Origin of the sequence: Nocardioides caricicola (genome assembly GCF_039541135.1) — a bacterium.
Lineage (GTDB): Bacteria > Actinomycetota > Actinomycetes > Propionibacteriales > Nocardioidaceae > Nocardioides > Nocardioides caricicola.
Map to the genome: position 1 here is coordinate 227,172 of NZ_BAABFQ010000008.1, position 21,708 is coordinate 248,879.

General features: G+C 72.4%; 19 protein-coding genes. 7 read left to right on the forward strand and 12 right to left on the reverse strand.

Features of this window, described 5'->3' with window-relative positions; genetic code table 11:
- Nucleotides 1-4: 4 nt before the first annotated feature.
- Nucleotides 5-1,348 carry an MFS transporter gene (locus ABD875_RS18715; RefSeq protein ID WP_345181014.1) on the forward strand — a complete coding sequence of 448 codons (1,344 nt, stop codon included), beginning with the start codon at nt 5-7 and terminating at the stop codon, nt 1,346-1,348.
- 4 nt (nt 1,349-1,352) lie between these two features.
- On the opposite strand, the gene ABD875_RS18720 is transcribed toward ABD875_RS18715, so the two are convergent.
- The 10 genes from ABD875_RS18720 to ABD875_RS18765 all read right to left on the reverse strand — a co-directional run bounded on the left by ABD875_RS18720 (nt 1,353) and on the right by ABD875_RS18765 (nt 10,417).
- On the reverse strand, nt 1,353-1,745 hold the full coding sequence (locus ABD875_RS18720) for a cold-shock protein (RefSeq protein WP_308194137.1): 393 nt from the start codon (nt 1,743-1,745) through the stop codon (nt 1,353-1,355).
- 56 nt (nt 1,746-1,801) lie between these two features.
- Nucleotides 1,802-3,211: an ATP-dependent sacrificial sulfur transferase LarE gene (larE, locus tag ABD875_RS18725; RefSeq protein ID WP_345181019.1), complete on the reverse strand. Its 1,410-nt coding sequence runs from the start codon at nt 3,209-3,211 to the stop codon at nt 1,802-1,804.
- A 4-nt stretch (nt 3,212-3,215) separates the two neighbouring features.
- The gene (locus ABD875_RS18730) at nt 3,216-4,490 is read right to left on the reverse strand and encodes a TolB family protein (protein ID WP_345181021.1); all 1,275 of its coding nucleotides are present in this window, start codon (nt 4,488-4,490) and stop codon (nt 3,216-3,218) included.
- A complete protein-coding gene (locus ABD875_RS18735; protein WP_345181024.1) occupies nt 4,487-4,969 on the reverse strand; it encodes a SigE family RNA polymerase sigma factor in 483 nt (160 codons plus the stop codon). Before ABD875_RS18735 ends, ABD875_RS18730 begins: the two co-directional genes overlap by 4 nt.
- An 80-nt stretch (nt 4,970-5,049) precedes the next feature.
- The gene (locus tag ABD875_RS18740) at nt 5,050-6,651 is read right to left on the reverse strand and encodes an AMP-binding protein (RefSeq protein WP_345181026.1); all 1,602 of its coding nucleotides are present in this window, start codon (nt 6,649-6,651) and stop codon (nt 5,050-5,052) included.
- A gap of 9 nt (nt 6,652-6,660) precedes the next feature.
- Nucleotides 6,661-7,218 carry a dihydrofolate reductase family protein gene (locus ABD875_RS18745; protein WP_345181028.1) on the reverse strand — a complete coding sequence of 186 codons (558 nt, stop codon included), beginning with the start codon at nt 7,216-7,218 and terminating at the stop codon, nt 6,661-6,663.
- A gap of 64 nt (nt 7,219-7,282) precedes the next feature.
- Nucleotides 7,283-7,696, reverse strand: a complete 414-nt coding sequence (locus ABD875_RS18750) for an SRPBCC family protein (protein ID WP_345181030.1) — start codon at nt 7,694-7,696, stop codon at nt 7,283-7,285.
- Nucleotides 7,697-7,746: 50 nt separating this feature from the next.
- The gene (locus tag ABD875_RS18755) at nt 7,747-8,736 is read right to left on the reverse strand and encodes an RDD family protein (protein ID WP_345181032.1); all 990 of its coding nucleotides are present in this window, start codon (nt 8,734-8,736) and stop codon (nt 7,747-7,749) included.
- A complete protein-coding gene (locus ABD875_RS18760; RefSeq protein WP_345181034.1) occupies nt 8,733-9,665 on the reverse strand; it encodes an FHA domain-containing protein in 933 nt (310 codons plus the stop codon). Before ABD875_RS18760 ends, ABD875_RS18755 begins: the two co-directional genes overlap by 4 nt.
- Nucleotides 9,662-10,417, reverse strand: coding sequence for a PP2C family protein-serine/threonine phosphatase (locus ABD875_RS18765; RefSeq protein WP_345181037.1), 756 nt, complete (start codon nt 10,415-10,417; stop codon nt 9,662-9,664). The genes ABD875_RS18760 and ABD875_RS18765 overlap by 4 nt, the downstream gene beginning before the upstream one ends.
- 24 nt (nt 10,418-10,441) lie before the next feature.
- Between ABD875_RS18765 and ABD875_RS18770 the strand changes: the two genes are divergently transcribed.
- The 5 genes from ABD875_RS18770 (at nt 10,442) to ABD875_RS18790 (ending at nt 17,790) form a co-directional block, all read left to right on the forward strand.
- The gene (locus tag ABD875_RS18770; protein ID WP_345181039.1) at nt 10,442-12,688 is read left to right on the forward strand and encodes a helicase-associated domain-containing protein; all 2,247 of its coding nucleotides are present in this window, start codon (nt 10,442-10,444) and stop codon (nt 12,686-12,688) included.
- 16 nt (nt 12,689-12,704) lie between these two features.
- Nucleotides 12,705-13,232 (forward strand): CGNR zinc finger domain-containing protein, encoded by a 528-nt coding sequence (locus tag ABD875_RS18775; protein ID WP_345181041.1) that lies wholly within the window; start codon nt 12,705-12,707, stop codon nt 13,230-13,232.
- A gap of 33 nt (nt 13,233-13,265) precedes the next feature.
- Nucleotides 13,266-14,906, forward strand: a complete 1,641-nt coding sequence (locus tag ABD875_RS18780; RefSeq protein WP_345181044.1) for a DNA repair helicase XPB — start codon at nt 13,266-13,268, stop codon at nt 14,904-14,906.
- Between the two features lie 178 nt (nt 14,907-15,084).
- Nucleotides 15,085-16,254 carry an RtcB family protein gene (locus tag ABD875_RS18785; protein WP_345181047.1) on the forward strand — a complete coding sequence of 390 codons (1,170 nt, stop codon included), beginning with the start codon at nt 15,085-15,087 and terminating at the stop codon, nt 16,252-16,254.
- Between the two features lie 183 nt (nt 16,255-16,437).
- Nucleotides 16,438-17,790, forward strand: a complete 1,353-nt coding sequence (locus ABD875_RS18790; RefSeq protein WP_345181049.1) for a TrpB-like pyridoxal phosphate-dependent enzyme — start codon at nt 16,438-16,440, stop codon at nt 17,788-17,790.
- Here the strand turns inward: ABD875_RS18790 and ABD875_RS18795 are convergent, their stop codons facing one another.
- Nucleotides 17,791-18,468, reverse strand: coding sequence for a hypothetical protein (locus tag ABD875_RS18795; RefSeq protein WP_345181051.1), 678 nt, complete (start codon nt 18,466-18,468; stop codon nt 17,791-17,793).
- A gap of 65 nt (nt 18,469-18,533) precedes the next feature.
- Here ABD875_RS18795 and ABD875_RS18800 point away from each other — a divergent pair, with 65 nt between their 5' ends.
- Nucleotides 18,534-18,914 carry a hypothetical protein gene (locus tag ABD875_RS18800; protein WP_345181054.1) on the forward strand — a complete coding sequence of 127 codons (381 nt, stop codon included), beginning with the start codon at nt 18,534-18,536 and terminating at the stop codon, nt 18,912-18,914.
- Here the strand turns inward: ABD875_RS18800 and ABD875_RS18805 are convergent.
- On the reverse strand, nt 18,911-21,631 hold the full coding sequence (locus ABD875_RS18805) for an alpha/beta hydrolase (RefSeq protein WP_345181056.1): 2,721 nt from the start codon (nt 21,629-21,631) through the stop codon (nt 18,911-18,913). The two genes, ABD875_RS18800 and ABD875_RS18805, sit on opposite strands and share 4 nt — an antisense overlap.
- Between the last annotated feature and the right edge of the window lie 77 nt (nt 21,632-21,708).

The following is a 21,708-nucleotide window of genomic DNA, read 5'->3' on the forward strand; positions in this document are numbered from 1 at the left end:
GCCCATGGCCGCGCCGAACCCCGACTCGCCGACCGCCGAGCGAGGCGGCACGGTCTCGCGCGGGTTCGGCGCGTTCCGGCGCGCCGGCGCCTTCACGATGCGCCAGGCCCGGCGCGCGTCGGAGGCGCAGGGCGCCGGCGAGTCCGGGCTCTCCCGGCTGATCCACATGCACTTCTTCAACACCGCCGGCGACGCCGCGGTGGCGATCTCGCTGGCCGGGACCCTCTTCTTCACGGTCCCGTCGGGCGAGGCGCGCGGGCAGGTGGCGTTGTTCCTCGGCCTGACGATGCTGCCGTTCGCGATCGTGGCCCCGTTGATCGGGCCTTTCCTCGACCGCTTCGCCCACGGCCGGCGCTGGGCGATCGGCGCGACCATGGCGATCCGCGCGTTCCTGTGCTGGGTGCTCGCAGGCGCGGTGATCACCGAGTCGAACCTGCTGTTCCCCGCCGCGCTCGGCGTGCTCGTCGCGTCGAAGGCGTACGGCGTGACCCGCGCGGCCGCCGTACCCCGCCTGCTGCCGCAGGAGTTCACGCTCGTGAAGGCCAACGGCCGGGTCTCGCTGTCCGGGATCGTCGGGGTCGCGGTGTCGGCGCCGATCGCGGGGCTGGCGTCGCTCGCGGGGCCCGAGTGGGTGCTGCGGTACGCCTTCCTGCTCTTCGTCGCCGCCACGATCGCGGCGATCCGGCTCCCGTCCCGGGTCGACTCCAGCGAGGGCGAGGGCGACCTGCTGCTGCGCGGCGAGGACAAGGGCCGCACGGGCAGCGTGCGGATCCCGCCGGCCGTCGCCTACGCGCTGCGGGCGAACTGCGGTCCGCGGTGGATGTCGGGCTTCCTCATCATGTTCATGGCGTTCCAGCTGCGCGAGAACCCCATCGACGGCTGGAGCGTCGAGCTCCTCACTGCGCTGGTCGTCGGCGGGGCGGCGTCCGGCAACTTCCTCGGCGTCGTGCTCGCCTCCGGGCTCAAGAAGATCAAGCCGGCGATCACCGTGTCGGCGGTGCTGGTCGCCGACGTCACCGTCGTCGTGTTCGGCTTCCTCTTCTACGGCGTGCTCGCGCTCGCGCTGCTCGGCCTGGTGGCCGGGCTCGGCCAGGCGCTGGCGAAGTTCTCCCTCGACGCGACCATCCAGCGCGACGTACCGCACCGGGTGCAGGCCAGTGCGTTCGCGCGCAGCGACACGACGCTCCAGCTCGCGTGGGTCATCGGCGGGTTCACGGGCATCGCGATGCCGCTCGACCCGCCGCGGCTCGGCCTCGGCGTCGCGGTGGTGGTGCTGGCCGCGTGGAGCGTGTTCGCGTTCACCCGTCGGCCGCAGCGTGCGCCGCGGACCGTGCAGACGGGGAACTGACTCCCTAGAGCTCGAGCTCGTCGGCGAGCGCGCGGAGCAGCTTCGCGACCGGCTTCGCGGTCTTCGGGTCCGGGCGCCGGTCGTGGCGGTAGGCCTCGCCGATCCCGTCGAGCACGCGGATCAGGTCCTCGACGATCGGCGCCATCTCGTCGGGGCGCTTGCGCTTGGCGTCGCGCTGGTTGCGCGAGACGGACGCGGGCGCGTCGAGGACGCGGACCTGCAGGGCCTGGTCGCCGCGGCGACCCTGGGCGATACCGAACTCGACACGAGTGCCGGGCTTGAGCGCCGTACCACCGGGGAGCGCGTCGGCGTGCACGTAGACGTCGGGACCGCTCTCCTGAGAGAGGAAGCCGAAGCCCTTCTCAGCGTCGAACCACTTCACCTTGCCAGTCGGCACCGTCTGACCTCTTCTTGCGTCTACTCACGTGGCCCGGCGCCACGGCGACCAGAAGCCTACAGAGCCTCGTTCATGGAGCCCGACCGGAATCCACGCGGGTCGACCTCGGCCGCGTCGAACCCCGCTCCGCGCACGGCGTCGAGCAGCGACCGCTCGGTGTCGGCGGGCAGCGGCAGCAGGGCCGCGTCGACCTCGACGGACGCGCGGTCGCCGAGGTCGCGGACCCGCAGGTTCACCACGTCGCTGAGGACCGAGCGCACGGCGACCTCGGCGCGCTCCACGCGGCCCAGGCGGAACGGCGTCACCTCGACGCCGTACGCGACCCGCGAGGAGAGGCAGGCGGCGGCCGGCTTGTCCCAGGTGGGCAGGTCCCAGCGGCGTGAGGCCTCGCGGATCTGGGCCTTGGTCAGCCCCGCGTCGCGCAGCGGTGCGATCGCGCCGCGCTCGGCGGCGGCGCGGATGCCGGGGCGGAAGCCCGCGACCGCGTCGTCGGCGTTGGTGCCGGTGGCGACGTGGGCCAGCCCGTGCGCGGCGGCGAGCGGGCCGAGCACGTCGAGGAGCTCGGCCTTGCAGAAGTAGCAGCGGTCGGCGCCGTTGGCGCGGTAGCCCTCGCGCTCCATCTCGTGGGTCTCGGGCGTGAGCACCTCGACGCCGAGCGACTCGGCGAACTCGCGGGCCGGATCGCGCTCGGCGATCGGGAGCGAGTGGGAGTAACCGGTCGCCGCACCGACGTTGTCGGCGCCCAGCGCGCGCACGGCGGCGGCGAGCAGGAACGCGCTGTCGGCGCCGCCGCTGTAGGCGACCAGCACCGACCCGCGCTGCTCGAGGTCCGTCTCGAGCGCGGCCAGCCGCAGCTGCAGCAGGTGCTCGTCGAGCCAGGCCGGGAAGTCGTGGAGGGTGTCGAGGACGACGTGGGTGCCGGCCGCCTCCAGCTCCTCGCGGGTGCAGCCGCCGGTCAGCACCGAGACGCTGACCGCGTCCGCGGCGAGCGCACCCTCGACGTCGTGGACGTGGTCGCCGACGTAGATCGTCGCGCCCTCCTGGCGCAGCACGTCGGCCTTGCCGACACCCCACACCTGGCCGGCGAGATGGTCGACGTCGAAGGCGAGGTGGTCGAGGTGGAGGCGCGCGTTCGGCGCGAACTTCCCGGTGACCACGACGTTGCGGCCGCCGTGGCGGCGTACGGCGGCGAGCGCCTCGTGGGCGCCGTCGAACGCCGGTGTGCCCGCGATCGCGTGGTCGGGGTAGAGCGCGCGGAACCGGTCGATCGCCCCGGCGATCGCGTCCTCCGCGAGGTGCGGCTCGAGCAGCATGTCGAGCGGCGGGCCGAGCTTCGCGGTCATCTCCTCGACCGGGAACTCGATCCCGAGCTCGGCGCCGAGCGCCGCCAGCACGTCGCGGAAGCCGGGCGCGGTGTCGATCAGTGTCATGTCGAGGTCGAACCCCACGACGAGCTGATCTGGCATGCACTCAGCCTAGGCGGTGCACCCTCCTGCGCCGATTCCTGATCACGAGCAGCACGACCCCGGCGACCACGACGCCTCCCACCGCGATCGCCACGGCGAGCGGGAGGTTGAAGGCCACCCAGCCATCGCCGAACCAGCGCTGCGCCAGCCCGACGTGACGCTCACCCGCGAGCGCCCCGGGCGCGGCCATCGCACACACCACCTCCAGCCGCGAGTCGAAGGCAGTGAGGACCTCACCGGAGTGGCCGACCAGGGTGCTCGTGCGGACGAGGGCAGGGAAGTCGTCCTGCCAGGACGGCAGACACGTGTCGCTCGTCGGCACGAAAGATCTGCTGCGCCGGGCGCCGTCTTCGGTCGAGAAGACGTAGACCTGACCGTCATCGGCGACGAAGGCAAGGAACTCTCCATCCGGCGACACCGAGGAGCTCCACTGGCTCGTCCAGGCTGCCGCCGCGCGTGGTAGCGCGAGCGTGATGCGACGCTCGACGGCGCCATCCACCCGGACGAGGACCAGTTCCGCCGGTGGCTTGCCGTCGAGCTCGGCGCGGTCCTGGACGAAGGCGAGGGTGTCGTCGTCCACCCAGCCGGCCGGGAAGCCGTCCGTCTCCAGCTCGGTCACGGTTCCATCGACGTCCAGCACCAGCGCCGTCGTCGGCGAGTCACGCGACCAGCTGCTGCCGCGGACCAGGACCCGGCTCCCGTCGGGTGACCAGAACGACGGGTTCTGCGGGCCGAGCACCCACTCTCCCTGGCCCTCGCGACTCTCCAGGCCGTCGGTGATCGAGTCGAAGGTCGTCGAGTCGCCGGTGGTCAGGTCTCGGATCACGTACGTCGTCGGGGTGTGCAGGTACGCAAGCATCCGACCGTCGGCCGACAGCGCCGGCGGGTAGCTGTCGATCATGTCCTGCTGGGGCACCGGCCACGCATGGCCTCGAGGGCTCGCCACCCACCATCCGTAGATGTCCTCACCGTTGCGCTGGAAGACCATCGCCATCGGGCCGGGCGCGAGGGGAAGGTCCCGGGCGACCAACGGCTTCAGGACCCGTGCCGGGTAGCCACCGACGCCCTCGCCGTCCGCCGGCTGCGGCTCGACGGTCCGCGGCAGCCAGGTGACCGCGCCGGCCACCAGGGCGACCACGACGGTGACGGCAGCAGCCACGCCGACGCGGCGGCGGGTCCGCCGCCGCGCACCGGCCGCCCAGGCGGCGCGTGCATCGGGGACGACGTACGTCGGCACGTCGGAGAGCAGGTCGTCGAGCGGGTCGCGCAGGTCACTCATCGGAGCACCTCCTCGGGCGCGATGCGGCGCAGCCGCGCCAGGGCGTCGCGGGTCTGGGACTTGACGGTGCTGACCGAGCAGCCGAGCACCGCGGCGGTCTGCACCTCGGTGAGGTCCTCGTAGAAGCGCAGCGAGACGACCGCCCGCTGCTTCGGGGTCAGCTGGGCGAGCGCGTCGCGCAGCACCATCCGGCGCTCGACGTCGGGGCCGCCGTGGCCGATCTCGGGGTGGCTGTCGGTGAGCAGCTCAGGAGGCCGCACGCTCCGTCGGCGCCAGCGGTCGATCGCCAGGTTGTGCATCACCTGGCGGGCGTACGCGTCCGGGTTGCCGCGCCGCGAGACCCGCTTCCAGTGCTGCGCGACGCGGGCGAGCGTCTCCTGCACCAGGTCCTCCGCCAGGTGCAGGTCGCCGGTGAGGAGGTACGCCGACCGGGCGAGCGCGCCGCCGCGGGCGTGCACCCACTCCTCGAAGTCCTCCACGCCCCTATTCACGCAGCGCTCGGTCGTCTCGGGTGGGTGGTCTCGAGGCTCGCTTCGCTCGCACCTCGACCACCGCGACGTCAGGCGAGACCGAGCCGCCGCGCGGACTCCTCGCGCATCTCGACCTTGCGGATCTTCCCCGTGACGGTCATCGGGAACTCGTCGACCACCAGCACGTAGCGCGGGATCTTGTAGTGGGCGAGCCTGCCGGTGGCGTACTCCCGCACCGCAGCGGCGTCGAGCGGCGCGGCGCCAGCGCGCACCTTGATCCACGCGCAGAGCTCCTCGCCGTACTTCTCGTCGGGCACCCCGATGACCTGGACGTCCTCGATGTCGGGGTGGGCGTAGAGGAACTCCTCGATCTCGCGCGGGTAGATGTTCTCCCCGCCGCGGATCACCATGTCCTTGATCCGGCCGACGATGTTGCAGTAGCCGTCCTCGCGCATCTCGGCGAGGTCGCCGGTGTGCATCCAGCCGTCGGCGTCGATCGCCTCGGCGGTCTTCTCCTCGTCCTGCCAGTAGCCGAGCATCACGGAGTACCCACGCGTGCAGAGCTCTCCCGGCTGCCCGCGCTCGACGGTCTCCCCGGTCACCGGGTCGACGACCTTGACCTCGACGTGCGGGTGGGCGCGGCCGATCGTGGCGGTACGGCGCTCGAGGTCGTCGTCGACGCGGGTCTGGCACGAGACCGGCGAGGTCTCGGTCATGCCGTAGGCGATCGACACCTCGGCCATGTGCATGTCGTTGACGCAGCGCTTCATCACCTCCACCGGACAGATCGAGCCGGCCATGATCCCGGTCCGCAGCGAGGACAGGTCGTGGTCGGCGAACGACGGGTGGTGCTGCATCGCGATGAACATCGTGGGCACGCCGTACACCGCGGTGCAGCGCTCGGCGGCGATCGCCTGCAGGGTGACCTCGGGGTCGAAGCCCGGCGCCGGGATCACCATCGTCGCGCCGTGGGACGTGCAGCCGAGGTTGCCCATCACCATCCCGAAGCAGTGGTAGAAGGGCACCGGGATGCAGAGCCGGTCCTCGGCGGTGAAGCCGATCAGCTCGGTCGTGAAGTAGCCGTTGTTGAGGATGTTGCGGTGGCTGAGGGTCGCACCCTTCGGGAAGCCCGTCGTGCCGGACGTGTACTGGATGTTGATCGGGTCGTCCGGAGACAGCGACCACGACATCGCGTCTCCGAGCGCTCCGCCGGCGCCGCTCAACGCGCTCCACTCCGGGGTGCCGAGGTAGACCACCGTCTCCACCGGGGTCTCGGCGACGACCTCGTCGACCATCGCCCGGTAGTCGCTGGTCTTGAACGACGGAGCCGAGATCAGCAGGCGGGTTCCGGACTGGTTGAGGACGTAGGCGAGCTCGTGGGTCCGGTACGCCGGGTTGATGTTGACGAGGATCGCGCCGATCTTCGCGGTGGCGTACTGCACCAGGGTCCACTCGGCGCAGTTGGGCGACCAGATGCCGACGCGGTCCCCCTTGCGTACGCCGGCGCCGATCAGCCCGACGGCCAGCGCGTCGACGTCGCGGTCCAGCTCGGCCCAGGTCCACCGTCGCCCGGTGGCGACCTCGACCAGCGCCTCGCGGTCGGCGTACGTCGCGACGGTCCGCTCGAGGTTCGCGCCGATGGTCTCGTCGAGGAGCGGCGGGTCCAGCTCGCCGGCAGCGTAGGACTCCATGCGGCGAACCTACGCCTGGACGCGGAGCACCTGGTACTGCACGCCGTTGGAGTACGTCGTCGAGTCGACCAGCGTGAGCTTCACCTTGTCCTCGGCGTCGGTGGGGAACGGGCCGCGGCCGCTGCCGAGGACCACCGGGAACACCATCAGCCGCATCTCGTCGACCAGGCCGGCCTTGAGCAGGTTCTGGGTCAGCAGCATGCTGCCCTGGACGAAGATCGGGCCGCCCTCGGTCCGCTTCAGCTCCGCGACGTCGTCGAGCGAGCGCAGCACGGTGGTGTTGTTCCACTGCGGGTCGGTGACCGTGCTCGAGACGACGTACTTCGGCATCGCGTTCCAGCCCGCGAAGTAGTCCATCGTCGGCCAGACCTCGGAGAAGGCGTCGTAGGAGCGGCCGCCCATGAGGAAGGCGGTCGCCTCCTCCTGCTCACGGCCCTTCGGCTCGTACTGCGCGGGGTCGGGCTCGACGTCGGTCGTCCAGCCGGTGTGGCGGTAGCCCTCCTCGCCTCCGGGCGCCTCGGCGACGCCGTCGAGGGAGACGAAGTGGGTGGTGATCAGCGAGCGCATGGTGGTTCCTCTCGTGGGTCAGTGGATGTCAACACCACGAACGGGCAGCGCCCGGTACGACAGGTCAGGCCGGCTTCTTCTCGGCCATCTGGACCAGCGCCTCCAGCGCCTTCGGGCTGTCGGCCGCGACCATCGGCCCGATGTCCTTGGCGCCCGGGCCCGAGACGTGGGTGCGCACCGTGATCTCGGAGCCGGTGTCGGTCGCCTTCACCTCGTGGTCGATGTGGATGACCAGCTCGCCCATGGTGACCCGGTCGAGGAAGCGGGCGCCGGGCTCGACGATCTCGAGCACGAACGGCGCATCGATGCCTCCGTTGAGGGTCATGGTGCCGGCGGCGCCTTCGGCGAAGTGCCCCTCCAGGGCCACCTGTTGCACGGACGGGTCCCAGCAGTGCCAGCTGCCGACGTCGCTCCACAGGGCCCACACGTCGGCAGGGGAAGCGGTCGTGGTGACAGTGCCTTCGTACTCGAAGCTCATGCCAGCAAACCTAGGCGCTCGGAACGGCCCCGTGAAGGTCTCCGCCGACGTCACGCTCGGGCGACGGTCATCTCCCGGTCGCCGAACCGCACCCGATCGCCGTCGAGCAGGGTGGTGGCCCGCCCGGGCGCGAGCTCGCGGGCCGCGCCCTGGCGGATCAGGTAGGAGCCGTTGGTGGAGCCGCGGTCGGTCACGACCAGCGTCCCGTCGGCGCCGACGTGCAGTCGGGCATGGGTCTTCGACAGCGACATGTCCTCCGACCGCAGCGGCACCAGGTGGCGTACGGCGTCGTCGTTCCCGGCGTCCGGCCTGCGGCCCACCAGCGCCGGTCCCTCCAGGACGAGCGACTCGCCGGAGTCGAACGTCACCCGCCAGGTGGTCGGCTCGGCGGGCGGCTCGGGCACGAGGGGGTAACCGAGCTGCTGGCGCGGCGGGGCGGGCGGCGGCGCGGGCACCGGTGCCGGTGCCGGTGTCGCGGGGAGTGCGGAGGGTGGTGCGGACGGTGGTGGCAGCGTGGGCGGCGGTGGCAGCGGCGGGGCCGGGACCAGCCGCATGGCGGTGAGGTTCACGACCGGCTGCGGGCCGGCGACCGGCTCCGGCTCGGCCGGGACCGGCCGGACGTCGACGACCTCCGACCCGGAGACCCGGTCGTGCCATCCGTGCCGGCGCCCGGACGGGTCCATCGCCGCGGTCCAGGCGAGCGTCGCGACGCCGAGGCCGAACGTCGGCAGCGTGGCGACACCGAGGATGAGCTGACGCTGCAGCGCCCGGCCGACCCCGATGGGCGCCCCGGTCCCCGCGTCGAGGACGCGCACCCCGAGCAGCGCGTTGCCGGGCGAGGTGCCGGTCAGGCCGAGGACGACCGCGAACGCGGCGCCGACCACCAGCATGACCGCGACCACGATGCCGATCGCGGCTGCGGCGCCGTCGACGTACTGCCACACCAGCAGGGCGGCTACGGCGTCGATCGTCCAGGCGATGCCGCGGTCCACCGCGAACGCGTAGAAGCGCCGGTCGAGGTCGGCGGCCGGCGCGCTCACGGGTTGACGACCTGGATGGTCACCCCGTCGCCGAGGTCGAGGACGGCGCCGGGGAGGAGCTGGACGGGGACACCTGCCTTGAGGTCCTCGGGCGGCAGGCCGGGCTGGACGAGCAGGGTGCCGTTGGTGGAGCCGAGGTCGGTCACGACCGCCGAGCCGTGGTCCGCGCCGGACCCCGGACGCACCTCGAGGTGGGTCGAGGAGATCTCGTGGTGCGGGCTGCTCACCTCGACCAGGTGGGGTACGCCGGCGGTGTCCGCGCGCCGCGGCTCCGGTGCCCGGCCGACCAGCACGACCCGGTCGACGTCGACGACGTCTCCCTCGGAGACCACCAGCCGGGCGACCGGACGGGAGATCACCGGCGGTGCCGCCGGCTGGCCCGGGAGACCGGGCGGTGCGCCGAGGAGAGCGGGGTCGAGCTCGCCGATCCTGGTGGCGTCGTCCGGCTCGGGCTCGGGCTCGGCCGCGGCCGGCCGCGGGACCACCACCCCCGCGGTGCTCGGCGGCTGCTCGGCCGAGGACATCCGCACCAGTCCCGTGGCGACCGCGAGCTCGCCGGGTGCGTCGTCCTCGGCGACGTCGATGCGCATCCGCGTGACGCCGGTCAGGGTGCGCTCCACCCAGGTCAGGTCGCCCGAGCCGTCGAGGTGCACGACGTCCTCCGCGGTCGCGAAGTGGGCGCTGACCGACCCGCGCAGCAGCACGCGGGTGACGTCGCCCTTGCGGCTCACCAGCACGAAGTCCGGGACCGCGCGCAGCCCCGACGACAGCAGCACGTCGAGGATCTGCTCGTACCCGGCTCCGCCGTCGACGAGCTCCCACAGCACCGCGGCCTGGGACTTCTCGGACGGCGGCAGCACGACGGCGGTGTCGGCGCCGAACACCCCGAGCCACTCACCGCCACGGAACGACCAGGCGAGGTCGGTCATGGCACCCCCACGACGTCGATGACGACCGCGGTCGCGTTGTCCTCACCACCGGCGGCGACCGCCGCGGCGACCAGCTGGTCGGCGGCGTCCCTCGGGTCCGCGGCCTCGCGGAGGACGGCGGCGACCTCGTCGTCCGCGAGCATCCCGGTCACGCCGTCGCTGCACAGCAACAGCCGCTCGGCGGCGTCGACGGGGAGCACGAAGAAGTCGGCCTCGGCGCCGTCGGGGTCGCCGAGGGCGCGGGTGATCACGTTGCGCTTCGGGTGGGTGGCGGCCGCGGCCGGGTCCAGCCGCCCGGTGTCGACGAGCTCCTGGACCAGGCTGTGGTCGACGCTGACCTGCTCGAGGACACCACCCGCGAACCGGTAGATCCGCGAGTCACCGAGGTTGGCGAGCAGCCACATCGGCCCGTCGTCGTCGGCGAGCAGCGCGACCACCGCGGTCGTGCCGGCGTGCCGACGGCGGCCGATGCCGCCCTGGCGCTGCGCCTCGGAGTAGGCGCGGATGCGTTCCTGGCTGGCGGTGAGCGCCGAGCGGACCGCCTCGACCGCGTTGCGCGGGTCGTACCCGGCCTCGGCGAGCCGCGCGAACTCCTCGACGACGATCGCGCTCGCGACGTCCCCGCCCTCGTGGCCGCCCATGCCGTCCGCGACCACGAAAACCGGAGGAGCGGCGAGCAGCGCGTCCTCGTTGACCTCGCGGACCAGCCCGACGTCGGTGGCCGCTCCGTGCTGGAGCTCGACCTGGCTCATCGCGAGCCCGGTAGCGTTGGAGGGATGGCCACGACCGGGTACCGCACGCTCGCCGACCAGCTGCGCAGCTGGCCGGACTCGCGTCTGTCCCTGTTGCTCCACGAACGTCCCGATCTCGCCACTCCGGCCCCTCACGACTCAGGCCAGCTGGCGTCGCGTGCGGCCACCCGGTCCTCCTTGCTGCGTGCGCTCGACCAGCTCACGCGGGCCGAGCTCTGTGTCCTTGATGCCCTCGTCGTCGTCGGCCAAACCACCGAAGCCGCGCTGTCCACCGTCGTGAACGCGCGACCCGACTCGGTCGCCGACGCCGTACGCCGGCTGCTCGACCTGGCGCTCGCGTGGCAGACGCCGCAGGGCATCCGCGCGCTCAGCGCCGTCGCCGAGCTGGTGACGATCAGCGGCCTGCACCCGGTGTCCCCCGACGCGCCGACGGCCGAGGTCGTGCAGCAGCGGCTGGAGGAGCTCTCCCCCGCGGCCCGGGCGCTGCTCGAGCACGTGCTGGAGGCGGGCGGTGAGGCCACGGCCGGCTCGTCCCGCCACACCGTGCTGCCGGAGGACGCCCAGACGCCCGCCGAGGAGCTGCTCGCCCGCCGGCTGCTGGTGCCGCGCAGCGGCGGCGTGGTGGTGCTGCCCGGCGAGGTCGGGATCGCCCTGCGCGGTGGCCACACGACGACCGAGCCCGTCGACGTCGTCCCCGAGCTCGCGACCAGCGAGCGCAGCCAGGACCTGGTCGACCGGGCGGCCTCGGGCGCGGCCTCCGAGGCGGTACGCCGGGTCGAGCTGCTGCTGGACGGGTGGGGCCTGACGCCGCCCAACGCCCTGCGCAGCGGTGGGCTCGGCGTGCGCGACCTCAAGGCGACCGCGACGTCGCTGCACGTCGACGAGCCGACCGCCGCGCTGCTGGTCGAGGTGGCGTCCGCCGCCGGGCTGCTGGCCACGTCGGCCGACCGGGACGGCAATCCGGTGTGGATCCCGACCGACGCGTTCGACGCGTGGTGCGCCAAACCGGACGCGGAGCGCTGGACCGCGCTGGTCCAGGCATGGCTCGCCAGCCCGCGGATGGCCGGGCTGATCGGGTCCCGGGACCCGCAGGGCAAGGTGTGGAACGCGCTCGCACCGGAGCTGGCCGGCGCCTTCCAGGTCGAGAGCCGCCGAATGGCGCTGGAGGCGATCGCGGCCCTCCCACCCGGTCAGGTGCTGGCGACCGGCACCGGCGTCCCGTCGCTGGTGCAGCGGATCGTGTGGCTGCGGCCCCGCCGGCCGCGCACCCGGGCCGACCAGGTGGCCTGGGCGGTCGACGAGGCCTCGGTCCTCGGACTGGTCGGCGCCGGTGGGATGGCGACGTACGCCCGGTCGTTGCTGACCGGCGACGACCCGACCGCGGCGCTCGCGGCGCTGCTGCCGGAGCCGGTGGACCACGTGCTGCTGCAGGCCGACCTCACCGCGGTGGCTCCTGGCCCGCTCGAGTCGCAGCTGGCCCGGCGGCTGCAGCTGGTGGCCGACGTCGAGTCCCGAGGCGGCGCGACCGTCTACCGCTTCTCGTCGGGCTCGGTCCGCCGAGCCCTGGACACCGGCTGGTCGGCGGCGGAGGTGCACGAGTTCATCGGCTCGGTGTCGCGCACGCCCGTCCCGCAGCCGCTCACCTACCTCGTCGACGACACGGCGCGGACGTTCGGCAGCGTCCGGGTCGGGCACGCCGAGGCCTTCCTGCGCGCCGACGACGAGAGCGCGCTCGCCGAGCTGCTGCACCACCCGAAGGCCGCGCCGTTGGGGCTGCGCCGGATCGCGCCGACCGTGCTGATCAGCTCGACACCGCTCGACGTGCTGCTCCCCCGGCTGCGCGACCTCGGCGCGGCGCCGGTCGTCGAGGCCGCGGACGGGACCGTGCACGTCGCCCGCCCGGACCTGCTGCGCGCCCGCACCCCGCGCGAGCACCGCGGCGGCGCCGCCGTACGCACCGCGCGCGAGACCGCGCAGGCCGCGCACGCGGTCACCGCGATCCGCGCCGGCGACCGGGCCGAGTCCGCGCGGCCGGACACCCCGGTGGAGACGCTCTCGCCGAGCGGCTCGATGGCGGCGCTGCGGGAGGCGGTCGAGGCCGGGGACACCGTGCTGATCGGCTACGTGGACAACCAGGGCACCAGCTCCGAGCGCCTGGTCGACCCGATCCGCGTCGAGGGCGGCTCGCTGACCGCGCACGACCACCGCAGCGACGACATCCGAACCTTTGCCGTGCATCGCATCACTACGGTGCGTCCGGTCACCGGCTGATCCGTACGATTGAATCGTGGACTTCATCCGGTACGCCGAGGCCTCGGCCGCGCTGCTGAACGCCGACCTCTCCGAGGTCGACGGTCTGGTGGCGTACCTGCACGACCGCAGCTGGCTGGTCGACCAGGCCAGTGACCGGGACTGCATGCTGCTGCGGAAGTTCCAACGCGAGCTGCGCCCGGTGTTCGAGGCCGGCGAGGCCGACGACACCACCGACGTAGTGGGCCGGCTCAACGAGCTGATGGTGCGGCACCCGATCACGCCGCGGATCTCCGGGCACGACGAGCACGACCTGCACCTGCACGTCGCGACCGAGAACGCCAGCGTCGCCGACCTGCTGATCGGCGAGTCCCTGCTGGGCCTGGCCACGCTGGTGTGCGACCTCGGGCCGGACCGGCTCGGCGTCTGCTCGGCGAGCCCGTGCACCCAGGTGTTCGTGGACACCTCCCCGAACCGGTCGCGTCGCTACTGCTCCGAGCGCTGCTCGTCGCGCGCCAACGTCGCCGCCTTCCGTGCGCGACAGAAGGCGGTCGCGTCGGCCTGACGACCTGCTGGGGCTGGTCCGTAGTCTTGTGCGGTGAACGACGGCCCCCTCATCGTCCAGTCGGACAAGACGCTCCTGCTCGAGATCGACCACGAGCGCGCCGCGGAGTGCCGCAAGGCGATCGCGCCGTTCGCGGAGCTGGAGCGCTCGCCGGAGCACGTCCACACGTACCGGCTGACCCCGCTCGGTCTCTGGAACGCCCGCGCCGCCGGTCACGACGCCGAGCAGGTCGTCGACACCCTCCTCGAGTACAGCCGGTACGCCGTACCGCACGCGCTGCTGGTCGACGTCGCCGAGACCATGGCCCGCTACGGCCGGCTCCGCCTCGACAAGCACCCGATCCACGGCCTGGTGCTGGCCTCGTCCGACCGGCCGGTGCTCGAGGAGGTGCTGCGGGCCAAGAAGGTGCAGGGCATGCTCGGCGAGCGGATCGACGACGACAGCGTCGCGGTGCACCCCTCCGAGCGCGGGAACCTCAAGCAGGCGCTGCTCAAGCTGGGCTGGCCGGCCGAGGACTTCGCCGGGTACGTCGACGGCGAGGCGCACCCGATCTTCCTGTCCGAGGAGGACTGGCACCTGCGCGCCTACCAGCGTGAGGCGGCCGACTCCTTCTGGCACGGCGGCTCCGGCGTCGTGGTGCTGCCCTGCGGCGCCGGCAAGACCATCGTCGGCGCCGCCGCGATGGCCGAGGCGAAGGCGACCACGCTGATCCTGGTGACCAACACGGTGTCGGCGCGGCAGTGGAAGGACGAGCTGGTGCGCCGCACGACGCTGACCGCCGACGAGATCGGCGAGTACAGCGGGTCGGTGAAGGAGGTCCGGCCGGTCACGATCGCGACGTACCAGGTGATGACGACCAAGCGGAAGGGCGTCTACAGCCACCTCGAGCTGCTGGACGCGCGGGACTGGGGCCTGATCGTGTACGACGAGGTGCACCTGCTGCCCGCGCCGATCTTCCGGATGACCGCGAACCTGCAGGCCCGCCGTCGCCTCGGGCTGACCGCGACGCTGGTGCGCGAGGACGGCCGCGAGGGCGACGTGTTCTCGCTGATCGGCCCGAAGCGGTACGACGCACCGTGGAAGGACATCGAGTCGCAGGGCTGGATCGCGCCCGCCGACTGTGTCGAGGTACGGGTGACGCTGCCGTCCTCCGAACGGCTGGCCTACGCGACCGCCGAGCCCGAGGAGCGCTACCGGCTCGCGGCGTGCACGCACCACAAGGTCGACGTCGTACGGTCGCTCGTGGCGTCGCACCCGGGCCAGCCGACGCTGGTGATTGGGCAGTACCTCGAGCAGCTCGACGAGCTGGCTCTTGCCCTGGATGCTCCGGTGATCAAGGGCGAGACCCCGGTCAACGAGCGGCAGCGGCTGTTCGAGGCGTTCCGCTCCGGCGAGATCGGGCTGCTGGTGGTGTCGAAGGTCGCGAACTTCTCCATCGACCTGCCCTCGGCCGAGGTGGCCATCCAGGTGTCCGGCTCCTTCGGCTCCCGCCAGGAGGAGGCGCAGCGGCTGGGTCGTCTGCTGCGGCCCAAGTCGGAGGGCAAGACCGCGCACTTCTACACGATCGTCTCCCGCGACACCGTCGATGCCGAGTTCGCCCAGAACCGGCAGCGGTTCCTCGCCGAGCAGGGGTACGCGTACCGGATCGTCGACGCGGAGGACGTGGGGGCGTAGGGCCGCAGGTTTCCCCGGTGGGCCGGGGAAACCTGACGTTCTGGGCCGAAGCTTCACCCGAGAACGTCAGGGATTGCCCGGGAAGCACGTCGGAAACCTGGTGTGCAAGGCGTTTCGAGGTACCTAGCCTGACGCGGCCGTCGTCACCCGACGACGGAGACGTAGACAGGAAAGGACCATGGAGAAGATCAGCGCGAAGCTCGTCAACTGGGCTTCGATCCTCGAGCAGGGCACGCGCGAGCAGGCGGTGACGACGGCGACGATGCCGTTCATCCACCCGCACGTCGCGCTGATGCCCGACGCCCACCTGGGTCTGGGGGCGACCGTCGGGTCGGTCATCCCCACCCTCGGCGCGATCATGCCCGCGGCGGTCGGTGTCGACATCGGCTGCGGGATGATCGCCGTCCGCACCCAGTACACCCGCGACCAGCTGCCGGAGGACCGCCGGCCGCTGCGCGAGGCGATCGAGCGGGCCATCCCGCTGTCGGCCGGTGCGCAGAACCGCACGGTCAGCCGGGAGCACACGCGCGAACGGCTGGAGCGGCTGACCGTCGAGGCGGAGCGGACCGGCTTCGATCCGGCGGCGTACGCCAAGCGGTGGGAGCTCCAGCTCGGGACGCTGGGGTCGGGCAACCACTTCATCGAGGTGACCGTCGACGAGCAGGCGCGGGTCTGGCTGTTCCTGCACTCCGGGTCCCGCGGCGTGGGCAACAAGATCGCGCAGACGCACATCCGGGTCGCGCGCGACCTGTGCGCGAAGCGGTGGATCGAGCTGCCCGACCGCGACCTGGCCTACCTGACCGAGGACACCGACGAGTTCTGGGACTACATCGGCCAGATGCGCTGGGCGCAGTCCTACGCGCTGCTCAACCGCGAGGAGATGATGGACCGTGTCGTGCGCCAGTTCTCGGAGTGGGTGCAGGGGGATGTGGAGCGGCAGGAGGAGATCAACTGCCACCACAACTACACCGAGCAGGAGACCCACTTCGGCAAGCAGGTGTGGCTTTCGCGCAAGGGTGCGATCAACGCCGAGCGCGGACGACCGGGGCTGATCCCCGGCTCGATGGGCACGGCGTCGTACGTCGTCGAGGGGAAGGGCAACCCGGTCTCGCTCAACTCCGCGCCGCACGGCGCCGGCCGGGAGTACTCCCGGTCGCGGGCCCGCAAGACCTTCACGCGCGAGCAGCTGCGTGAGGCGATGGCGGGCATCGAGTACCGCGACACCGACGCGTTCATCGACGAGATCCCGGCGGCGTACAAGGACATCGACCGGGTGATGGCCGACGCCGCCGACCTGGTCGAGGTCCGGCACACGCTGCGCCAGATCGTGAACGTCAAGGGGGACTAGCGCCCATTGGAAGTGTCGGTTTCCCCGGTGCACCGGGGAAACCGGCACTTCTCGGCCGATGCAACGCCTGAGAAGTCACCGGTGCACCCGGTCGTCTCCGGCTTTCGCGGGCGGACGGACCGGAGGCGGTCGAGGGCCGGGAAGGCCCTTCCCGCCGTCTGCCCTGATCGCTAGCGTCGGGCCATGAGCGACCAGGTGATGTTCACCCTCGACGAGTCCGAGCAGGTCACGCACTGGTACAACGTCGTGGCCGACCTGCCCACGCCACCGCCGCCGCCGCTGCACCCGGGCACGCGGGAGCCGGTGGGGCCGGACGACCTCGCGCCGCTGTTCCCGATCGAGCTGATCATGCAGGAGGTCACCGGGGAGCGGTACGTCGAGATCCCGGAGGCGGTGCGCGACGTCTACCGGCAGTACCGGCCGAGCCCGTTGATCCGCGCGCGCCGGTGGGAGCAGAAGCTCGGGACGACGGCCCGCATCTACTACAAGTACGAGGGCGTCTCGCCGGCCGGGTCACACAAGACCAACACCTCGGTGCCGCAGGCGTACTACAACTCCCTGCACGGGATCACCCGGCTGACGACCGAGACCGGCGCCGGCCAGTGGGGTACGGCGCTGTCCTACGCCTGCGCGCTCTTCGGCCTCGAGTGCGAGGTCTGGCAGGTCGGGGCGTCGTACGACACGAAGCCGCAGCGCCGCACGCTGATGGAGGTCTTCGGCGGCACGGTGCACCGCTCCCCCAGCCGGCTCACCGAGGCCGGGAAGTCGTTCCCGGAGGACCACCCCGGCTCGCTCGGCATCGCGATCTCCGAGGCGGTCGAGGTCGCGGCGCAGAGCGAGAACACCAAGTACGCGCTGGGCTCCGTGCTCAACCACGTGCTCCTGCACCAGACCGTGATCGGTGAGGAGGCGCTGCGCCAGCTGGCCAACGCCGGCGAGCCCGGCGCCGACATCGTGGTCGGCTGCGCAGGCGGCGGCTCGAACTTCGCCGGCCTCGCGTTCCCGTTCCTGCGCGAGAAGCTGGCGGGCGCGCAGAGCCCCCGGATCCTCGCGGTCGAGCCGAGCTCGTGCCCGAGCCTCACCCGCGGCGAGTACCGCTACGACTTCGGCGACACGGTCGGGATGACCCCGCTGCTCAAGATGTACACGCTCGGCCACGACTTCGTGCCGTCCACGATCCACGCCGGCGGGCTGCGCTACCACGGCATGGCGCCCCTGGTCTCGCACGTGTACGACGAGGGCCTCATCGAGGCGACCGCGCTGCACCAGAGCGAGTGCTTCGAGGCGGCCCTGGAGTTCGCCCGCACCCAGGGTGTCGTCCCCGCGCCGGAGTCGTCCCACGCCCTCGCGCAGGTACGCCGGGAGGCGCTGGCCGCGGCCGAGTCGGGCGCGGAGCCGGTGATCGTCGTCGGCCTGTCCGGCCACGGCCTGCTCGAGCTCGGCGCGTACGACACGTTCCTCAGCGGCCGGCTCGAGGACGACCCGCTGTCGGACGAGGCGCTCGCCGCGGCGCTCGCAGGTGTGCCCGAGGTCTAGCTAGCCGACCTCGAGGATGTCGTTCTCCAGCCAGGAGGCGGCCGGGTCGCCGCCGACCGGATGGCAGCGCACGACGACCCCGGTCTGCACGTCGAGGGCGACGTCGTAGTGGTCGGGGTAGTCGCGCTGCGGGGGCTCGTCGTACTCGTAGCTGTCGGAGATGGCCGACCAGACCAGGGCGCAGCACGCGCACCGCGGGTCGTAGTCCTCCAGCGCCCGCACCGACGCCCACCAGGCCGTCCGGCCCGCGACCTCGCCCGCGCGCAGGTCGAGCACCTCGACGTGGTGGCTGAGCTCCACCGGGTCGAGCATCGCGACCCAGCTGTAGTTCTGGTACATCGGGTCGTCGTAGTCGACCTCGAACGTCCGCTCGGGCCGTTCGAGCACCAGGCCGTCCGGCCGCCGCACGGGCGTCGCCTCGTGCGGCAGCACCGGCGCCGGGGGCAGCACGAGCTCCGCGCCCTCGGCCACCGCGCTCATCGGCGCCGACCGCGTGTACGGGAGACCGGACTCCCGCACCTCCCGCCCGTCCGACGTCCGCACCACGAGCTCGCCGGGCCGGCGCACCCACGCCTCGCAGTCACCCGCGAACCTCGACCGGTGCCTGAAGTGCAGGGTCGACCACAGCCACGGCGAGCTGCGCGCCAGGGCTTGGAAGTCGTCGACGGTCGGGGTCATCCGGACGACCGTAGGTGCTCCGAGCCGCGGTTTGCCAACCGGTTTCCGGGGCAAGGCTCGAGCCCGTGACAGAGCAGCCGGTCGGATGGATCCGACTCACGACGCAGGGCAACTGGTTCACCAGCAACGCGATCACGCCGTACGTGCGTCTCAACGGCTACCAGGTCGCGAACCGGTACGGCGAGAACGTCCACCCGGTCCCGCCCGGCCGGTGGCACGTCGAGGCGCACTGCCAGTGGTTGCGCGAGTACGGCCAAGCGTCGTACGACGTCGACGTGGCGGCGGGCCAGACCGTCGACGTCTTCTACGCGCCGCCGTTCCACCAGTTCGCGCGCGGCCGGATGGGTCCGACCAGCCAGCCCCGTCGGGGGCTGGCCACCTTCGTGCTGCTGATGGTGCTCGTCGTGCTCGTCGTCGGCGCCACCAGCGTCCTGATGACCCGTTAGCGCGACCTCTCCACGAACACGGTGCGGGTGTAGGTGTTGCCGAACTGGCGGAACTTCAACGTCAGCGACTCGCGCCCCTCGGTCCGGTCGTCGCGGCGGATCGGCACCTTGATGACCATGGAGCGGTTGCCGGCACGCAGCTGCTCGTAGACCATCGCGTGGTAGGTCCACAGCTTCTTGTCCGGGTCGGTGTCCGGGCCGAGGTACCGCTCGAGCCACTCCTCACCGACGTCGCCGGCCGTGAGGTCGTTCCCGGGGCCACGGACCACCTTCCCGACCATGAACAGGTCGTAGTCGATGCCGCGCGCCAGCGTGATCTTCCACTCGGCGAAGCCTCCCTCGCGCACCCGCTTGTCGACCGCCTCGACCGTCATCCGGGGCGTCGGGTCGTCGTCCTTCACCGTGAGCTGGGCGGCGTACTGGTCGGTCATGACGTCGTGGATCGCCCACGCGGCCACCTGCGTCTGCGCGCGCGGGTAGTCGTCACGGTCGTCGGGCAGGTAGGAGACCGGGATGCTGCCTGACGTCTGGCCGGGCGCGAGGTCCAGGGTGAAGCGCTGCTTGTCGCCACGGCCCTGCCCCGTCGTCATCACGATGACCGTGGCGGGCTCGGTGAGCTCGCCGACGACGTCGAACGGCACCGCGGCGGTGACCGGCTCGTTGCCGTTGCCGTCGCCCTCGTCGATCGTGACGCTGTGCAGGTCGATGGTGGCCAGCCGGCGGTCGGGGACCGGCGCGAGCTCGGCCGGAGCCGCGGCCAGGTCGGCGACCCAGACGCGCCCCTGCGCGGTGACGGGCACCAGGTCCACCTGCACGACGTGCGCGAGGTCGACACCGGTCGCGGCGGCCGGGTCGACGTACAGCGTCTGCGCCCAGTACTTCGCGGTGTCCGCGGCGCCGGCGAGCGCCGGCAGCACGTCGCCGAGCGCGCCGAGCACCGCGCTGTCACCGTTCTCGTCGGTGATCCGGACGTCCAGCTCGACCGGCCCGTTCTCGGGGTCGACGATCGTGCGCAGCTCGAGCCGGTCGGAGCTCAGGTCGATCGGGTCGTCGAGCAGCAGCCCACCGGACTGGCCCGGCGCGGTCCACCGCATCTCGAAGAACGTGCGCGTCGGGGCGGAGTCCCACGCGTCGACCCAGTGCGGCCACACCCAGCCGTAGTCGACGCCGTTGGCGCACGAGGCGACCTTGTTCGGCGCGACCGAGCTGCTGCAGAAGCGGGTGCTGGCGCCGTCGGGCAGCGACCGGGCCGCGCTCACGCCGGGTGCGCGGACGTCGCGCCCGCCCCCGATCGCGTGGCTGAGCGCCTGGGCGTCACCGATCGAGTCGACGCGGGCACGGGAGCCGTCGAAGAGCGGCAGCAGGTCCTGCTCGTCGTCGGCGAAGAGGTGCACGGCGCCGGCGACGTACGCCGTCCCGACCGCCTGCTGCTCCTCGGGGCTCAGCCGGTCGGCGTGGTCCGGGTGACACGTGCTGGTCTCTTCGCCGCCCCAGTCGTCCCAGGCCGGCGCCTGGGCGATGTCAGGGGTCCACTCGGTGTTGAAGTAGTTGTGGTTGGCGCCCATCACCAGCACCGAGCTCTTCAGTGAGGTGTCGCCGGCGACCAGGTCGCGGGCCACGTCGGTGAACTTCTGGCCCTGCAGGTCGCTGACGTCGCCGTCGCAGTACGGCAGCAGCGTCACGGTCGGGACGTAGGCCGCCGTCTGCACGCCGAAGTTCGTCGGGGCGATCAGCACCTGCCCGGCGATCCGGTACGGCGCCGACAGCGGGATCTGCAGCGCGGCGCGGTCGACGCCCTCGCCGCCGCGGCTGTGACCGACCAGCACGACACGGTCGAGGTCGAGCTGGTGCTCGGCGGCCAGCGTGGTCCAGTGGTCGAGGTGCTGCTCGACGATCTCGGCCCGGGCGTCGGCGCCACCGTCGGCGAGCCGGTAGTCCTGGGCGTTGATGCCGTTCACGCGCACCGACACGGTCGCGTAGCCCTGGGAGGCGAGCACCCGCTGGACGTAGTCGTAGCCGAGCTGGCTCGGGATCTCGAGCTGGGGCGCCTCGCACGGCCAGGTGCCGTCGCCGCCGTTCTCGTCGTCCGGGTCGTAGCAGACGCTGTGCCGGCCGTGCAGGAACAGCACCAGCGGCCGCGGGCCGGTCGCGGACCCCGCGGCGGGCTCGACGACGTGCCCGACCATCTCGATCGGCTCGGGCATCCCCTCGATCTGGACCGGCGGGAGCGTGTAGTCGCTGGTCTCGGTGTCGAACGGCCCGGGCGTGCCGGGGTCGTCGGGCAGCGTGACGGTGCCCGGCAGGTCGAAGGCGCGCTCGGGGGCGGTGCCCGTCCTCAGCCGGTCGTCGCCCGGGGCGTCGAGCCGGTCGCCGGAGAGGACCACGTCGAAGTCGGCCGGGTCGGGCCGGGTCGCCGAGGCGACGTCAGCGCGGACCGTGCGGCCGTCGGCCGCGATCGTGGGAGCGCCGACGACGATCCCCGACGGGCCGACGATCGTGGGCCGGTCGGAGGTGAGCGGGAACCGGGTCGGAGACGTCCAGGAGACGACGTACTGCCCCACGCCGACCTGGCGCACGTCCCATGCGCCGGGCGCGCCCTTCACCACCTGCGCGGAAGCCCCGGGCGCGGAGACCGCGGACGTGGTGGTGGCGGTGGCCGTCCCGGCTGCGAGCAGCGCGGCGACAGCGACCCAGCCGAGCGTACGACGAGTTCCCATGCGCGCATCATGCCGGAGAAGACCGACATCCGGTCCCGGTTCGGCACACCGCGCCGGCCGACCTAGGCTGGTTGACC

What these genes read in the sequence shown, in the direction of transcription:
- ABD875_RS18715 (WP_345181014.1), top strand. Translation starts at nt 5, where the DNA reads ATGGCCGCGCCGAACCCCGACTCGCCGACCGCCGAGCGAGGCGGCACG.
- larE (WP_345181019.1), bottom strand. Translation starts at nt 3,211, where the DNA reads ATGCCAGATCAGCTCGTCGTGGGGTTCGACCTCGACATGACACTGATC.
- ABD875_RS18730 (WP_345181021.1), bottom strand. Translation starts at nt 4,490, where the DNA reads ATGAGTGACCTGCGCGACCCGCTCGACGACCTGCTCTCCGACGTGCCG.
- ABD875_RS18740 (WP_345181026.1), bottom strand. Translation starts at nt 6,651, where the DNA reads ATGGAGTCCTACGCTGCCGGCGAGCTGGACCCGCCGCTCCTCGACGAG.
- ABD875_RS18745 (WP_345181028.1), bottom strand. Translation starts at nt 7,218, where the DNA reads ATGCGCTCGCTGATCACCACCCACTTCGTCTCCCTCGACGGCGTCGCC.
- ABD875_RS18750 (WP_345181030.1), bottom strand. Translation starts at nt 7,696, where the DNA reads ATGAGCTTCGAGTACGAAGGCACTGTCACCACGACCGCTTCCCCTGCC.
- ABD875_RS18760 (WP_345181034.1), bottom strand. Translation starts at nt 9,665, where the DNA reads ATGACCGACCTCGCCTGGTCGTTCCGTGGCGGTGAGTGGCTCGGGGTG.
- ABD875_RS18765 (WP_345181037.1), bottom strand. Translation starts at nt 10,417, where the DNA reads ATGAGCCAGGTCGAGCTCCAGCACGGAGCGGCCACCGACGTCGGGCTG.
- ABD875_RS18770 (WP_345181039.1), top strand. Translation starts at nt 10,442, where the DNA reads ATGGCCACGACCGGGTACCGCACGCTCGCCGACCAGCTGCGCAGCTGG.
- ABD875_RS18785 (WP_345181047.1), top strand. Translation starts at nt 15,085, where the DNA reads ATGGAGAAGATCAGCGCGAAGCTCGTCAACTGGGCTTCGATCCTCGAG.
- ABD875_RS18790 (WP_345181049.1), top strand. Translation starts at nt 16,438, where the DNA reads ATGAGCGACCAGGTGATGTTCACCCTCGACGAGTCCGAGCAGGTCACG.
- ABD875_RS18795 (WP_345181051.1), bottom strand. Translation starts at nt 18,468, where the DNA reads ATGACCCCGACCGTCGACGACTTCCAAGCCCTGGCGCGCAGCTCGCCG.
- ABD875_RS18805 (WP_345181056.1), bottom strand. Translation starts at nt 21,631, where the DNA reads ATGGGAACTCGTCGTACGCTCGGCTGGGTCGCTGTCGCCGCGCTGCTC.